This window comes from bacterium SCSIO 12844 (assembly GCA_024397935.1).
GTDB lineage: Bacteria > Pseudomonadota > Gammaproteobacteria > Francisellales > Francisellaceae > M0027.
On record CP073743.1, the window covers coordinates 349,235 to 361,960 of the forward strand.

General features: G+C 39.3%; 23 protein-coding genes. All 23 read left to right on the forward strand.

The window, feature by feature from the left end:
* The first annotated feature begins 33 nt into the window (after positions 1-33).
* The 23 genes from fusA (at position 34) to secY (ending at position 12,714) form a co-directional block, all read left to right on the forward strand.
* Positions 34-2,130 (forward strand): elongation factor G, encoded by a 2,097-nt coding sequence (gene fusA, locus KFE69_01610; protein UTW42864.1) that lies wholly within the window; start codon positions 34-36, stop codon positions 2,128-2,130.
* Between the two features lie 12 nt (positions 2,131-2,142).
* Complete coding sequence (rpsJ, locus tag KFE69_01615; protein UTW42865.1) at positions 2,143-2,463, forward strand: 30S ribosomal protein S10; 321 nt, start codon at positions 2,143-2,145, stop codon at positions 2,461-2,463.
* Positions 2,464-2,573: 110 nt separating this feature from the next.
* Entirely contained in the window at positions 2,574-3,221 is a 648-nt protein-coding gene (gene rplC, locus KFE69_01620; protein UTW42866.1) for a 50S ribosomal protein L3, read from the forward strand.
* A gap of 14 nt (positions 3,222-3,235) precedes the next feature.
* Positions 3,236-3,859: a 50S ribosomal protein L4 gene (gene rplD, locus KFE69_01625; protein ID UTW42867.1), complete on the forward strand. Its 624-nt coding sequence runs from the start codon at positions 3,236-3,238 to the stop codon at positions 3,857-3,859.
* Positions 3,856-4,152, forward strand: a complete 297-nt coding sequence (gene rplW, locus KFE69_01630; protein UTW42868.1) for a 50S ribosomal protein L23 — start codon at positions 3,856-3,858, stop codon at positions 4,150-4,152. The genes rplD and rplW overlap by 4 nt, the downstream gene beginning before the upstream one ends.
* 14 nt (positions 4,153-4,166) lie before the next feature.
* Positions 4,167-4,997 carry a 50S ribosomal protein L2 gene (gene rplB, locus KFE69_01635; GenBank protein ID UTW42869.1) on the forward strand — a complete coding sequence of 277 codons (831 nt, stop codon included), beginning with the start codon at positions 4,167-4,169 and terminating at the stop codon, positions 4,995-4,997.
* Positions 4,998-5,015: 18 nt separating this feature from the next.
* A complete protein-coding gene (rpsS, locus tag KFE69_01640; GenBank protein ID UTW42870.1) occupies positions 5,016-5,291 on the forward strand; it encodes a 30S ribosomal protein S19 in 276 nt (91 codons plus the stop codon).
* Positions 5,292-5,296: 5 nt separating this feature from the next.
* Positions 5,297-5,638 (forward strand): 50S ribosomal protein L22, encoded by a 342-nt coding sequence (rplV, locus tag KFE69_01645; GenBank protein ID UTW42871.1) that lies wholly within the window; start codon positions 5,297-5,299, stop codon positions 5,636-5,638.
* A 2-nt stretch (positions 5,639-5,640) separates the two neighbouring features.
* On the forward strand, positions 5,641-6,342 hold the full coding sequence (gene rpsC / locus KFE69_01650; protein ID UTW42872.1) for a 30S ribosomal protein S3: 702 nt from the start codon (positions 5,641-5,643) through the stop codon (positions 6,340-6,342).
* Complete coding sequence (gene rplP / locus KFE69_01655; protein UTW42873.1) at positions 6,342-6,755, forward strand: 50S ribosomal protein L16; 414 nt, start codon at positions 6,342-6,344, stop codon at positions 6,753-6,755. The genes rpsC and rplP overlap by 1 nt, the downstream gene beginning before the upstream one ends.
* A gap of 2 nt (positions 6,756-6,757) precedes the next feature.
* On the forward strand, positions 6,758-6,949 hold the full coding sequence (rpmC, locus tag KFE69_01660; protein UTW42874.1) for a 50S ribosomal protein L29: 192 nt from the start codon (positions 6,758-6,760) through the stop codon (positions 6,947-6,949).
* An 11-nt stretch (positions 6,950-6,960) separates the two neighbouring features.
* Positions 6,961-7,218: a 30S ribosomal protein S17 gene (gene rpsQ, locus KFE69_01665; GenBank protein ID UTW42875.1), complete on the forward strand. Its 258-nt coding sequence runs from the start codon at positions 6,961-6,963 to the stop codon at positions 7,216-7,218.
* Positions 7,219-7,311: 93 nt separating this feature from the next.
* Positions 7,312-7,680, forward strand: coding sequence for a 50S ribosomal protein L14 (gene rplN, locus KFE69_01670; protein UTW42876.1), 369 nt, complete (start codon positions 7,312-7,314; stop codon positions 7,678-7,680).
* Positions 7,681-7,707: 27 nt separating this feature from the next.
* On the forward strand, positions 7,708-8,028 hold the full coding sequence (gene rplX / locus KFE69_01675) for a 50S ribosomal protein L24 (GenBank protein UTW43943.1): 321 nt from the start codon (positions 7,708-7,710) through the stop codon (positions 8,026-8,028).
* 10 nt (positions 8,029-8,038) lie between these two features.
* Positions 8,039-8,578 carry a 50S ribosomal protein L5 gene (gene rplE / locus KFE69_01680; protein UTW42877.1) on the forward strand — a complete coding sequence of 180 codons (540 nt, stop codon included), beginning with the start codon at positions 8,039-8,041 and terminating at the stop codon, positions 8,576-8,578.
* Between the two features lie 16 nt (positions 8,579-8,594).
* The gene (gene rpsN, locus KFE69_01685) at positions 8,595-8,900 is read left to right on the forward strand and encodes a 30S ribosomal protein S14 (protein UTW42878.1); all 306 of its coding nucleotides are present in this window, start codon (positions 8,595-8,597) and stop codon (positions 8,898-8,900) included.
* A 20-nt stretch (positions 8,901-8,920) separates the two neighbouring features.
* A complete protein-coding gene (gene rpsH / locus KFE69_01690; protein ID UTW42879.1) occupies positions 8,921-9,313 on the forward strand; it encodes a 30S ribosomal protein S8 in 393 nt (130 codons plus the stop codon).
* An 18-nt stretch (positions 9,314-9,331) separates the two neighbouring features.
* A complete protein-coding gene (gene rplF, locus KFE69_01695) occupies positions 9,332-9,865 on the forward strand; it encodes a 50S ribosomal protein L6 (GenBank protein ID UTW42880.1) in 534 nt (177 codons plus the stop codon).
* 11 nt (positions 9,866-9,876) lie between these two features.
* On the forward strand, positions 9,877-10,230 hold the full coding sequence (gene rplR / locus KFE69_01700) for a 50S ribosomal protein L18 (GenBank protein UTW42881.1): 354 nt from the start codon (positions 9,877-9,879) through the stop codon (positions 10,228-10,230).
* 24 nt (positions 10,231-10,254) lie between these two features.
* The gene (gene rpsE, locus KFE69_01705) at positions 10,255-10,758 is read left to right on the forward strand and encodes a 30S ribosomal protein S5 (GenBank protein ID UTW42882.1); all 504 of its coding nucleotides are present in this window, start codon (positions 10,255-10,257) and stop codon (positions 10,756-10,758) included.
* Between the two features lie 4 nt (positions 10,759-10,762).
* Positions 10,763-10,945: a 50S ribosomal protein L30 gene (gene rpmD / locus KFE69_01710; GenBank protein UTW42883.1), complete on the forward strand. Its 183-nt coding sequence runs from the start codon at positions 10,763-10,765 to the stop codon at positions 10,943-10,945.
* 2 nt (positions 10,946-10,947) lie between these two features.
* Positions 10,948-11,379, forward strand: coding sequence for a 50S ribosomal protein L15 (gene rplO / locus KFE69_01715; GenBank protein ID UTW42884.1), 432 nt, complete (start codon positions 10,948-10,950; stop codon positions 11,377-11,379).
* 12 nt (positions 11,380-11,391) lie between these two features.
* Entirely contained in the window at positions 11,392-12,714 is a 1,323-nt protein-coding gene (secY, locus tag KFE69_01720; GenBank protein ID UTW42885.1) for a preprotein translocase subunit SecY, read from the forward strand.
* The last annotated feature ends 12 nt before the right edge of the window (positions 12,715-12,726 follow it).

Genomic DNA, 12,726 nt, shown 5'->3' on the forward strand with positions numbered 1-12,726 from the left:
TGGTTTAACAAGCAAATTAAAGAGGAATTAACCATGGCACGTAAAACACCAATTCGTAAATATCGTAATATTGGTATTGTTGCGCATGTGGATGCGGGTAAAACTACGACAACTGAGCGTGTTCTTTTTTATACAGGTGTAACCCATAAAATCGGTGAAGTGCATGAAGGTGCAGCAGTAATGGATTGGATGGAGCAGGAGCAAGAGCGTGGTATCACGATTACTTCTGCTGCGACAACTGTATTTTGGAAAGGGATGGATCGTCAATTTGATGAGCATCGAATTAATATCATTGATACACCGGGACACGTTGACTTTACTATTGAGGTTGAACGTTCATTGCGTGTATTAGATGGTGCAGTTGTTGTTTTCTGTGGTTCATCAGGTGTTGAGCCTCAGAGTGAGACAGTATGGCGTCAAGCAAATAAATATGGCGTGCCGCGTATTGTCTTTGTTAATAAAATGGACCGTGCTGGAGCTGATTTTGAGCGCGTAGTTGAGCAGATTCGTGAACGTTTAAAGGCGCGTGTTGTGCCTGTGCAGCTTAATATTGGTACTGAAGATGAATTTAAAGGTGTGATTGACTTAATTCGCATGAAAGCTATTTATTGGAATGAATCAGATAAAGGGCTTACTTATGACTTAAAAGATATTCCTGATGAACTTGTTGCAAGAGCAGAAGAGCTGCGTGAATACATGGTTGAGTCTGCAGCTGAAGCAAATGAAGAATTAATGGAAAAATATCTTGAAGATGGCGAATTAAGCGTTGAAGAAATTAAAGCTGGATTGCGCCAACAAGTCCTAGCAAATGAAGTAGTACTTGCTTTTTGTGGTAGTGCATTTAAAAACAAAGGTGTTCAAGCAGTATTAGATGGTGTTATTGAGTACTTGCCAGCGCCAGATGAAGTGCCAGCAATTAAAGGTGAGCTTGAAAATGGTGAAGTTGAAGAGCGCCCATCGTCAGATGATGCGCCGTTTTCTGCATTAGCATTTAAAATTGCTAATGACCCATTTGTAGGTAATTTGACTTTCGTGCGTGTTTATTCAGGTGTCTTAAGTTCTGGTGACTCAGTATTTAATCCAGTTAAAGATAAAAAAGAGCGTATCGGACGTCTGGTCCAAATGCATGCAAAATCTCGTGAAGAGATCAAGGAAGTGCGAGCAGGTGATATTGCGGCATGTATCGGGCTTAAGCAAGTAACAACAGGTGATACACTATGTGATACTAATAAACATATCACATTAGAGCGTATGGAATTTCCAGAGCCAGTTATATCTGTTGCTGTTGAGCCTAAGAGTAAGCCGGATCAGGAAAAAATGTCTTTGGCATTAGGTCGTTTGGCTGCTGAAGATCCTTCATTTAGAGTGCAGACTGATGAAGAGTCAGGTCAAACCATTATCTCTGGTATGGGTGAGCTTCATTTGGATATTATTGTTGATCGTATGCGTCGTGAATTTAATGTTGAGGCGAATGTCGGTAATCCACAGGTTGCTTATCGTGAAACTATTCGCTCTTCCATTGAAGAAGAAGGTAAGTTCGTACGTCAGTCAGGTGGGCGTGGTCAGTATGGTCATGTTTGGCTTAAAATTGAGCCTCGTGCATTAGGCGAAGGTTATGAATTTATCAATAAAATTGTTGGTGGTGTTGTTCCAAAAGAATATATTCCAGCAGTTGATAAAGGTATTCAAGAGCAGATGCAAAATGGTGTTATTGCAGGTTACCCTGTTATTGATGTCCAAGTAACACTTTATGATGGTTCATATCATGATGTTGACTCATCTGAGATGGCATTTAAAATTGCAGGTTCGATGGGCTTTAAATCAGGTGCACTAAAAGCTTCACCTGTGTTGTTAGAGCCAGTAATGAAAGTTGAAGTGGTAACACCTGAAGATTATATGGGTGATGTGATCGGAGACTTAAATCGCCGTCGTGGTATTATTCAGGGTATGGATGATGGCCTAGCAGGTAAAGTTGTTCGTGCTGAGGTTCCATTGGCTGAGATGTTTGGCTATGTGACGCATTTGCGTTCCTTAAGTCAAGGTCGTGCTTCATCTTCGATGGAGTTTGAAAAATATGCTGAAGTGCCAGATAATATCGCGCAAGAAGTTATTAAAAAACGAAACGCATAAGGTAATAAAAGAATGGCGAAATTAAATAACCAAAAAATTAGAATCCGCCTGAAGTCATTTGATCATGGTTTGATTGATGCTTCAACGAAAGAAATTGTTGAGACGGCGAAAAGAACAGGCGCGCATGTTCGTGGGCCTATTCCTTTGCCAACTCGCAAAGAACGTTTTACTGTTTTGATTTCACCGCATGTCGATAAAGATGCGCGTGATCAGTATGAAATTAGAACACATAAGCGTTTATTAGACATTGTCGATCCAACTGATAAAACAGTGGATGCATTGATGAAATTAGATTTAGCAGCAGGTGTTGATGTTCAAATCAGCGTAAGCTAAATCTCTAGCTTTTACGATATGCTTGACTATTGTTTATGAATAGTGTTAAATGGCGCATCGATCAATCGTAATCGATGCGTTAAGTATATAAAAAATAGAGGAAAACAGCTATGGCATTAGGTCTAGTAGGTCGCAAATGCGGCATGACGCGTGTTTTCGATGAGGACGGTGCGACAACACCAGTGAGTGTAATTCAAGTCGAACCTAACATTGTCACGCAAATAAAGACAGCTGAAACAGATGGATATGCTGCTATCCAGGTAACAACGGGTACCAAAAAGCGCTCACGTCTTACTAAGGCTATATCTGGTCACTTTGCAAATGCTAAAGCAGAGCCAGGTCGTGGTCTATGGGAGTTTCGCCTAGAAGAAAATGATGACGTTTCTGAAATGGAAATAGGCCATCAAATGGATGCAAGTCTTTTTGAGGTTGGTCAAATTGTTGATGTAGTTGGCATCAGTAAAGGTAAAGGTTTCCAGGGTCCTGTTAAGCGTCACAATTTTAGAACTCAGGATGCGACACATGGTAATTCATTATCTCATCGTGCTCATGGTTCTACTGGTCAAAACCAAACGCCGGGTCGTACATTTAAAAATAAAAAAATGGCAGGCCAAATGGGTAATGTTCGCAAGACAGTTCAAAACCTTGAAGTAGTTCGTGTGGATGCAGAAATGGGTGTTATTTTGATTAAAGGTGGTATCCCAGGTCATCAAAATGCTGATGTTATTATTAAGCCTGCTGTCAAAGCAGCTAAATAAAAAGGAGTAAGAACGTGGAATTGCAAATAAAAGCATTAGATACCGGTTCAGAATCTCCATTGGCAGTTTCTGATGTGGTATTTGGTAAAGAATTTAATGAAGCCTTAGTTCACCAGGTTGTTGTTGCTTATATGGCAGGAGCAAGAGCTGGTACTAAAGCTCAAAAAACTCGCTCTGAAGTCCGTGGTGGTGGTAAAAAACCATGGAAACAAAAAGGTACAGGACGTGCGCGTGCTGGAACAATTCGTAGCCCTATTTGGCGTTCTGGTGGTGTGACATTTGCTGCTAAACCAAGAGATTATAAGCAGAAAGTGAATCGTAAAATGTATCGTGGTGCGATTCAGTCAATTTTGTCTGAATTGATTCGCCAAGAACGTTTAACTGTAGTGAGTAGTTTTGATATTGAAGCACCTAAAACAAAACTGCTTCATGCAAAGTTAAAAGAAGCTAATTTAAATGATGTATTAATCGTTGCTGCTGAAGGTCAGTTAAGTGAAAATTTATATCTTGCTTCTCGTAACCTTAAAAATGTAGCAGTTTGTGATACAGCGATGATTGATCCTGCAAGCTTGATCGTTTTTAAACAAGTTGTAGTCACAGAGGCGGCAATTAAAGAGATAGAGGAGCAGTTGTCATGAATCAAGAAAGATTATATCAAGTAGTTCTTGGTCCTCACGTATCAGATAAAGCATTTCAATGTGCTGATGAATCTCGTCAAATTGCTTTTAAAGTGACAACTGATTCAAATAAGCTTGAAATTAAAAAAGCAGTTGAAAAGCTGTTTGAAGTTGAAGTGGAAGAGGTTAAAACCATTAATGTTAAAGGTAAGTCTCGTCGCTTTGGTAAAATTTCAGGTCGTACTAAAGATTGGAAAAAAGCCTACGTTAAGTTAAAAGAAGGCTTTGATATTAACTTTATGAATGCTGAATAGATGAGGTTTGAGATATGGCAATTGTAAAAGCAAAACCAACCTCTGCCGGACGTCGATTTGTTGTTCAGATTAAAAATTCTGAGCTTCATAAAGGTAAGCCGTTTCGTGGTTTGTTGGCAAAAAAGACAAAAACTGCTGGTCGTAATAATCGCGGCCGTATTACTGTTCGTCATCATGGTGGCGGACATAAACAACATTATCGTATCGTTGATTTTAAACGAAATAAGATAGATGTCGTAGGTAAGGTTGAACGTTTAGAGTATGACCCTAACCGCAGTGCACATCTTGCTTTAGTTTTATATGCTGACGGTGAGCGTAGTTATATTATCGCACCAAAAGGTGTTAAAGCTGGTGACAGTATTGTTGCCGGTGATCATGCACCTATTAGAGCCGGTAATGCGTTGCCAATTCGTAATATTCCAGTTGGTACAACGATTCACTGTATTGAGCTTAAGCCTGGTAAAGGTGCTCAAATTGCTCGTAGTGCTGGTACATCAGCTCAGTTAGTTGGTAAAGACTCAACTTATGCGATTGTTCGTTTGCGCTCGGGTGAAACACGTAAAATATTAGTTACTTGTCGTGCAGTTATTGGTGAAGTATCTAATTCTGAGCATAGCTTGAAGTCATTAGGTAAAGCTGGTGCAAAACGCTGGCTTGGTATTCGTCCAACTGTTCGTGGTGTTGCGATGAACCCTGTAGACCACCCACATGGTGGTGGTGAAGGCAAAACTTCTGGTGGCCGTCATCCGGTAACGCCATGGGGTGTGCCAACGAAAGGGTATAAGACACGCCATAATAAGCGTACAGATAAGCTGATCATGCAGCGTCGTCAACGTCGTAAATAACTAAAGAGGTATTAAGTTGTGGCACGTTCATTAAAAAAAGGTCCTTTTATAGACCATCATTTATTGGAAAAAGTGCTTAAAGCACAAGAAGAAAGCAGCAAAAAGCCAATTAAAACTTGGTCTCGTCGTTCGATGGTTGTACCTGATATGATTGGTTTAACAATTGCTGTACATAATGGTAAACAACATGTTCCTGTTTTTGTAACTGAGAATATGATTGGACATAAACTGGGTGAATTTGCGGTTACGCGTAACTATCGTGGTCATGCCGCTGATAAGAAATCTAAGAGGTAATAGAGATGGAAATACCTGCTCAATTAAAATATGCGCGTATTTCTGCGCAGAAATGTCGCCTCGTAGCTGATCAAGTTCGCGGTATGCCAGTAGAAAAGGCAATGGACTTATTAACATTTAGCCCTAAAAAAGCGGCGCATTTGGTCAAAGGTGTGTTAGCATCTGCTATTGCAAATGCAGAGCATAATGATGGGTTGGACATTGATGAATTATATGTTTCTTCTATCTATGTTGATGAAGGTCCAACAATGAAGCGATATCGTGCGCGTGCTAAAGGTCGCGGAAATCAAATTCTTAAAAGAACTGCTCACATAACTGTGAAAGTTAAAGAGCGAGAAGGGGCATAATTATGGGTCAAAAAGTAAGTCCTGTTGGGATTCGTTTAGGCTACATCAAAGATTGGAATTCAGTTTGGTATGCTGATAGCAAAGATTATGCCACTAAATTACATGAAGATATTAGAGTGCGTGAATATTTACATAAAAAATTAAAGCACGCGGCTTTATCACATGTGAAGATTGAACGCCCGGCACAAAATGCGAAAGTAACACTTTATACTGCTCGTCCTGGTATTGTGATTGGCAAAAAAGGTGAAGATGTAGAAATATTACGCGCTGAATTAAATAAATTTATGGGTGTACCAGTTCAGGTTAATATTGAAGAAATTAAAAAACCTGAAACTGATGCGCAGCTAGTTGCTGATGGTATTGCACAACAACTTGAAAAGCGTGTTATGTTTCGTCGCGCGATGAAACGTGCGATTCAAGCCGCTATGAAAGCTGGTGCGCAAGGTGTTAAAGTAATGGTCAGTGGTCGTTTAGGTGGTGCAGAAATTGCACGTTCTGAATGGGCGCGTGAAGGTCGTGTGCCTTTGCATACATTTCGTGCTGATATCGATTATGCAACATCTGAAGCTTTAACAACTTACGGTATTATTGGTGTTAAAGTTTGGATATTTAAAGGTGAAGTTATACCTGGTGAGAGAAATCAACAGCCAGAGCAGACTGAGAAGAAAGCGCCTAAAAGACGTAGTAGAAGAGGAGCTAACTAATGTTACAACCAAAGCGTACAAAATTCCGCAAGCAGATGAAACTGCGTAATCGCGGTATGGCGACTCGAGGCGATAAGGTTAGTTTTGGTGATTTCGGCTTGAAAGCAACAGGTCGTGGTCGTATTACTGCTCGTCAGATCGAGGCAGCTCGTCGTGCAATTAACCGTTACATCCGTCGTGGTGGTAAAATTTGGATTCGTATTTTTCCAGATAAACCGATTACTAATAAACCGTTGGGTGTTCGTATGGGTAGTGGTAAAGGGTCTGTTGAGTATTGGGTTGCACAAATCCAACCAGGCAGAGTACTTTATGAACTAAAAGGTGTGAATGAGGAAGTAGCAAGAGAGGCGTTTAGATTAGCCTCAGCTAAATTGCCTGTTTCTACAACCTTTGTAACTAAGACGGTGATGTAGTAATGAAAGTAAGTGAACTTAAAGAAAAATCAGTAGAAGAGCTTCAAGCTTATAGGCTTGAGCTTTTAAAAGAGCAGTTCAATTTGCGTATGCAAAAAGGAACCGGCCAATTGACTAAAAAACATTTGTTAACGCAAGTGCGTCGTAATGTCGCGCGCGTTAATACATTAATAACTGAAAAAGAAACAGTCTAGGTAGGTAATTTATGAGCGCTGAAGCAAAAATTAGAACGCTGGCAGGTAAAGTCATCAGTAATAAGATGGATAAGACCGTAACGGTACTTGTTGAGCGTCGTGTTAAGCATCCGATTTATGGTAAGTTTGTTAAAAAATCTACAAAATACCATGCACATGATCAAGATAATGCCGCGAATGAAGGTGATACTGTAACGATTACAGAAACAAAACCTTATTCTAAAACTAAAAAATGGCGTTTGGTTGAGATTGTAGAACGTGCAAAATAAAATGCATTTGTGTTTTTTGTATGTGTTGGTATAATAACGCGTCATTGCGGTATTAACGTAGAAAAATTTAGTTTTGTTTTTTGGAGATTTACAATGATTCAGATGCAGACTGAGCTTACTGTTGCTGATAACAGTGGAGCTCGCCGTGTAGAGTGCATTAAAGTGCTCGGCGGATCACATCGCCGTTATGCATCGATAGGTGATGTAATTAAAGTGTCCGTCAAAGAGGCGATCCCTCGTGGTCGTGCAAAAAAAGGTGATGTTTATAATGCTGTGGTTGTTAGAACGAGAAAAGGTGTTCGTCGTCGTGATGGTTCCGTTATTCGTTTTGATAGTAATGCAGCTGTGTTATTAAATGCAAACCTGCAGCCAATCGGTACTCGTATTTTCGGCCCTGTTACGCGTGAATTGCGTACAGAGCAGTTTATGAAGATCGTTTCATTGGCTCCTGAAGTGCTTTAAGAGTCAAGGAGATTTAGAAACATGAGTATGAGTAAAATTAAATCTGGTGATCAGGTAATTATTATTGCGGGTAAAAATAAAGGTGCTCGTGGTACAGTGTTACGCTCAATGCCTGAAAAAGAGCGTGTTGTGGTTGAAGGTGTTAATATGATTAAAAAACATATGAAACCAAATCCACAGCGTAATGTTGAAGGTGGTATTGTTGAAAAAGAAGCCCCAATTCACGTTTCAAATGTGGCATTGATTAATCCAGCAACTGATAAAGCTGATCGAGTTGGCTTTAAAACGCTAGAAGATGGTAAAAAAGTTCGCTTTTTTAAATCTAATGGTGAAGTGGTAGATATTTAAGGGCATTAAAATGATTAGATTAAAAGATAAATATCATGAAAAAGTCGTACCAGCTTTACTAGAGAAGTTTGGTTATGAAAATGTCATGCAAGTGCCTAAGATTGAAAAAATCACTTTAAATATGGGTGTTGGTGAGGCAACTCGTGATAAGAAAGTAATGGATCATGCAGTAAGAGATTTAGAGGCGATTGCCGGTCAAAAAGTGATTGTGACTAAATCACGTAAATCAATTGCTGGTTTTAAAATTCGTGATGGTTGGCCGATTGGTTGTAAAGTAACATTACGTGGTGAGAGAATGTATGAGTTTTTTGATCGCTTAATTGCAGTTGCAATTCCACGTGTTCGTGACTTCCGCGGTTTAAATAATAAATCATTCGATGGTCATGGTAATTACAGTATGGGAATGCGCGAGCAAATCGCTTTTCCAGAAATTGACTATGACAAAATAGATGCAATTCGTGGTTTGGATATTACGATTACGACATCAGCTAAAACTGATGACGAAGGCCGCGCATTGCTTGAAGCATTTAACTTCCCGCTGAAGTCGTAATAGGAGAATTGTTAAGATGGCAAAAGCATCTATGGTAGAGCGTGAAAAGAAAAGAATGCGCTTAGTCGCTCGTTACAGTCAGAAGCGTAGTGAGTTAAGAGCAATTATTAAAAGCCCAAATGCCTCTGATGAGGAGAAATGGGAAGCGCAAGTTAAGTTACAAAAACTGCCAGTTGATTCATCATCGTCAAGATTACAAAGACGTTGTGAATTAACAGGTCGTCCGCATGGCGTTTATCGTAAGTTCAAATTAGGACGTAATAAATTGCGTGAACATGCGATGGTGGGTAATATTCCAGGCCTTAAAAAGGCTAGCTGGTAATTTTAAAGAGGAATTACATTATGAGTATGCAAGATCCTGTAGCAGATATGTTAACGCGTATTAGAAATGCGCAGGCTGCTGGTAAAAAAGAGGTTTTAATTCCTTTGTCTAAGCATAAGGTTGCTTTGGCTGAATTATTGAAATCTGAAGGCTTTATCCGTGATGTGGTGGCTAATAATGAAGGCCATGGCAGTTTAACTGTTGTATTGAAATATCATCATGGAAAACCAGTGATTGAAATGTTAAAACGTATCAGTCGTCCTGGTCTTCGTATTTATAGAGCCGCTAATGAGTTACCTAAAGTTTATGGTGGCTTAGGTGTAGCAGTTGTATCTACATCAAAAGGGGTGATGAGTGACCGTGAGGCTCGTCGTTTAGGCTTAGGTGGCGAAGTAGTTTGCTACGTAGCGTAATTTAGGAGAATAATAAAAATGTCTAGAATCGCCAGAAGACCGGTTTCTATTCCAACAGGTACATCTGTTGAGATTAAAGGAAACGATCTAACCGTGAAAGGTGCTAAAGGTGTGTTATCACGCGCATTTAACCCTTTGGTTCGTATCGTTGAAAATGATAATCAGATCCAGGTTGAAGCAGTGAATAATAGCAAAGAAGCTAAAACACAGTCAGGTACTGCGCGTGCACTTCTAAACAACATGGTTGTCGGCGTAAGCCAAGGCTTTGAGAAAAAGTTGCAATTAGTTGGTGTTGGATATCGCGCAAAAGCACAAGGCAAACAAGTGAATTTAACATTGGGTTTTTCACATCCAATTAATCATTCACTGCCAGAAGGGGTAACAATTGAAACACCTTCGCAGACTGAAATTGTTCTAAAAAGTGCTGATAAGCAACTATTAGGTCAAGCTGCATCTGATATCCGTGGTTATCGTCCGCCAGAACCCTACAAAGGCAAGGGTGTTCGCTATGCGGATGAGAGAATTGTTACTAAAGAAGCTAAGAAAAAATAAGTGAGTTAACGATGGATAAAAAACAAACTCGTTTACGTCGTGCAAAGCGCTTCCGTATGAAAGTAAAAGAATTAGAACAAGTGCGTCTGTGCGTTCATCGTACACCACGTCATACTTACGCTCAGATTATTTCAGGCGATGGTTCTACTATATTAGCTGCAGCATCTACTTTAGAGAAAGACATTCGTTCTGCTTGTGATTACACAGGTAATGTGAATGCTTCTGTTGTTGTCGGTGAACATATTGCTAAGCGTGCACTTGAGAAAGGTATTACTGAAGTCGCTTTTGATCGTTCAGGCTTTAAATATCATGGTCGTGTTAAAGCGCTTGCAGATAGTGCAAGAAAACATGGTTTGAAATTTTAAGAAATTAAGAAGGTTTAAGCGAATATGAATAATACAACTGCACAAAAAACTGACGGTTTAATTGAGAAGCTAGTTACTGTTAATCGTCATGCTAAAACAGTCAAAGGTGGGCGTATTTTCAGCTTTGCTGCACTGACTGTTGTTGGTGATGGGAAAGGTAGAATTGGCATTGGTCGTGGTAAATCACGTGAAGTGCCTGTTGCTATTCAAAAAGCAATGGAAAACGCTCGTCGTAATATGGTAGAGATTGGTTTAAATGGAGATACATTATGGTATCCAATTAAATCAAAACATAGTGCTTCTAAAATTTATATGCAACCCGCTTCTAAAGGTACAGGTATTATTGCAGGTGGTGCAATGCGTGCTGTATTTGAAGTTATTGGTGTTCATAACGTTTTAGCTAAGGCTTATGGTTCAACTAATCCAGTTAATGTCGTACGTGCAACCGTTAAAGGTTTGCAAGCAATGAACTCTCCTGAAGAGATTGCTGATAAACGTGGCATATCGATTGAAGAAATTCAGGGGTAGGATAATGGCTGAAAAAACAATTCAAGTGACATTAAAGCGTAGCTTAATTGGGCGCTTAAAAAAGCACTTAGCGACAGCAAGAGGTTTAGGGTTAAGAAAAATTAATCAAACGGTTGAAGTGTTAGATACACCTGAAAATCGTGGAATGATTAATCAAATTAGTTATATGGTCGAGGTTAAGGAGTAGTCATGCATTTAAATACTTTAGCGCCTGCTCCTGGTTCAAAGACGACTGCAAAGCGTGTTGGTCGTGGCATTGGCTCAGGTTTAGGTAAAACATCAGGGCGTGGCCATAAAGGTCAAAAAGCGCGTTCAGGTGGTTATCATAAAGTTGGCTTTGAAGGCGGTCAGATGCCAATTCAGCGTCGTTTACCTAAATTTGGTTTTAAATCAAGAAAATCATTCACAGTAGCTGAAATTCGTTTATCTGAATTAGCACTTGTTGAAGGTGATGTTGTTGATTTAGACACTTTAAAGCAAGCAGGTTTAATTCGTAAAGATATGCTTAGTGCACGTGTGATTGCAAGTGGTGAAGTAACAAAAGCAGTTCATGTTGTTGGTCTTCATTGTACTAAAGGGGCAAAAGCACAAATTGAGGCTGCTGGCGGAAAAGTTGAATAAATAAGGCTTAAAATGTCTAGACAAAAAAAGATGATGAATAAAGGCGGTGGATTAACAGAGTTAAAACACCGCCTTCTGTTTGTATTAATAGGGATTATTGTGTTTCGGTTAGGGTCTTATATACCAGTTCCTGGTATTGATCCTCATCAGTTGTCACAGTTTTTTAGCGGGCAGGATAGCACTATTTTGGGCATGTTTAATATGTTCTCTGGTGGTGCACTATCTCGATTTACTATTTTTGCACTAGGCGTGATGCCTTATATTTCTGCATCAATTATTTTTCAACTATTAACACAAGTTGTACCATCACTTGAAGAAATAAAAAAAGAAGGTGAATCAGGCAAGCGTAAAATTACTCAATATACTCGCTATGCAACCTTTGCCTTGGCATTATTTCAATCATTAGGTATTGCTAAATTTTTAGCGGGAAAAGGCCTAATTTTAGCAGGTGTTTCACCGATTATGTTCTATATTTCTGCGGTAGTTACATTAACAACAGGTAGTATGTTTTTGATGTGGCTAGGTGAGCAAATGACAGAACGCGGTGTTGGTAATGGTATCTCTATGTTAATTTTCTCAGGTATTGTTGCAGGCTTACCAACGGCAATTGTTCATACCTTAGAGCAAACACAGCGTGGTGACTTATCTTTAATTGTATTACTGTTTATTGTCATTATTGTATTAGCAGTAACCGCTTTTGTTGTTTATATGGAGCGAGCTCAACGCAGAATTACGGTTAATTATGCCCGTAGACAACAAGGCCGTAAAATGTATGCACCACAAAGTAGCCATTTACCACTAAAAATTAATATGGCAGGTGTCATTCCGCCTATTTTTGCGTCATCAATTTTGCTATTTCCAGCAACAATTGGTCAATGGTTTGGTAGTGGAACTTCAGGATTAACATGGTTGGGTAAAATTGGACTGGCTTTAGCGCCAGGACAACCGTTATACTTAATCGTTTTTGCTATTGCAATTATATTTTTCTGCTTTTTTTATACGGCATTAGTCTTTAATCCTAAAGAAACAGCAGATAATTTAAAAAAATCTGGCGCATTTATACCAGGAATTAGACCTGGGGAGCAGACAGCGAAGTATATTGATGCTACAATGAGTCGCTTGACTCTTGTTGGGTCAATTTATATAACGGCAGTTTGTTTATTACCATTAATTTTAATGCAGTTTTGGAGTGTGCCGTTTTATTTTGGTGGAACATCACTTTTAATTGTTGTTGTTGTAATCATGGACTTTATTGCTCAGGTTCAATCGCATATGATGTCAACAAAGTATGATTCACTATTGAAAAAAGCTAATTTAACGAGCTTTGGTAGATAAAGAGGATTTGAT

Excerpts from the sequence above, each read along its gene's own strand:
- fusA (UTW42864.1), top strand. The coding sequence starts at position 34 with ATGGCACGTAAAACACCAATTCGTAAATATCGTAATATTGGTATTGTT.
- rpsJ (UTW42865.1), top strand. The coding sequence starts at position 2,143 with ATGGCGAAATTAAATAACCAAAAAATTAGAATCCGCCTGAAGTCATTT.
- rplC (UTW42866.1), top strand. The coding sequence starts at position 2,574 with ATGGCATTAGGTCTAGTAGGTCGCAAATGCGGCATGACGCGTGTTTTC.
- rplW (UTW42868.1), top strand. The coding sequence starts at position 3,856 with ATGAATCAAGAAAGATTATATCAAGTAGTTCTTGGTCCTCACGTATCA.
- rplB (UTW42869.1), top strand. The coding sequence starts at position 4,167 with ATGGCAATTGTAAAAGCAAAACCAACCTCTGCCGGACGTCGATTTGTT.
- rplV (UTW42871.1), top strand. The coding sequence starts at position 5,297 with ATGGAAATACCTGCTCAATTAAAATATGCGCGTATTTCTGCGCAGAAA.
- rpsC (UTW42872.1), top strand. The coding sequence starts at position 5,641 with ATGGGTCAAAAAGTAAGTCCTGTTGGGATTCGTTTAGGCTACATCAAA.
- rplP (UTW42873.1), top strand. The coding sequence starts at position 6,342 with ATGTTACAACCAAAGCGTACAAAATTCCGCAAGCAGATGAAACTGCGT.
- rpmC (UTW42874.1), top strand. The coding sequence starts at position 6,758 with ATGAAAGTAAGTGAACTTAAAGAAAAATCAGTAGAAGAGCTTCAAGCT.
- rpsQ (UTW42875.1), top strand. The coding sequence starts at position 6,961 with ATGAGCGCTGAAGCAAAAATTAGAACGCTGGCAGGTAAAGTCATCAGT.
- rplN (UTW42876.1), top strand. The coding sequence starts at position 7,312 with ATGATTCAGATGCAGACTGAGCTTACTGTTGCTGATAACAGTGGAGCT.
- rplX (UTW43943.1), top strand. The coding sequence starts at position 7,708 with ATGAGTAAAATTAAATCTGGTGATCAGGTAATTATTATTGCGGGTAAA.
- rplE (UTW42877.1), top strand. The coding sequence starts at position 8,039 with ATGATTAGATTAAAAGATAAATATCATGAAAAAGTCGTACCAGCTTTA.
- rpsN (UTW42878.1), top strand. The coding sequence starts at position 8,595 with ATGGCAAAAGCATCTATGGTAGAGCGTGAAAAGAAAAGAATGCGCTTA.
- rpsH (UTW42879.1), top strand. The coding sequence starts at position 8,921 with ATGAGTATGCAAGATCCTGTAGCAGATATGTTAACGCGTATTAGAAAT.
- rplF (UTW42880.1), top strand. The coding sequence starts at position 9,332 with ATGTCTAGAATCGCCAGAAGACCGGTTTCTATTCCAACAGGTACATCT.
- rplR (UTW42881.1), top strand. The coding sequence starts at position 9,877 with ATGGATAAAAAACAAACTCGTTTACGTCGTGCAAAGCGCTTCCGTATG.
- rpsE (UTW42882.1), top strand. The coding sequence starts at position 10,255 with ATGAATAATACAACTGCACAAAAAACTGACGGTTTAATTGAGAAGCTA.
- rpmD (UTW42883.1), top strand. The coding sequence starts at position 10,763 with ATGGCTGAAAAAACAATTCAAGTGACATTAAAGCGTAGCTTAATTGGG.
- rplO (UTW42884.1), top strand. The coding sequence starts at position 10,948 with ATGCATTTAAATACTTTAGCGCCTGCTCCTGGTTCAAAGACGACTGCA.
- secY (UTW42885.1), top strand. The coding sequence starts at position 11,392 with ATGTCTAGACAAAAAAAGATGATGAATAAAGGCGGTGGATTAACAGAG.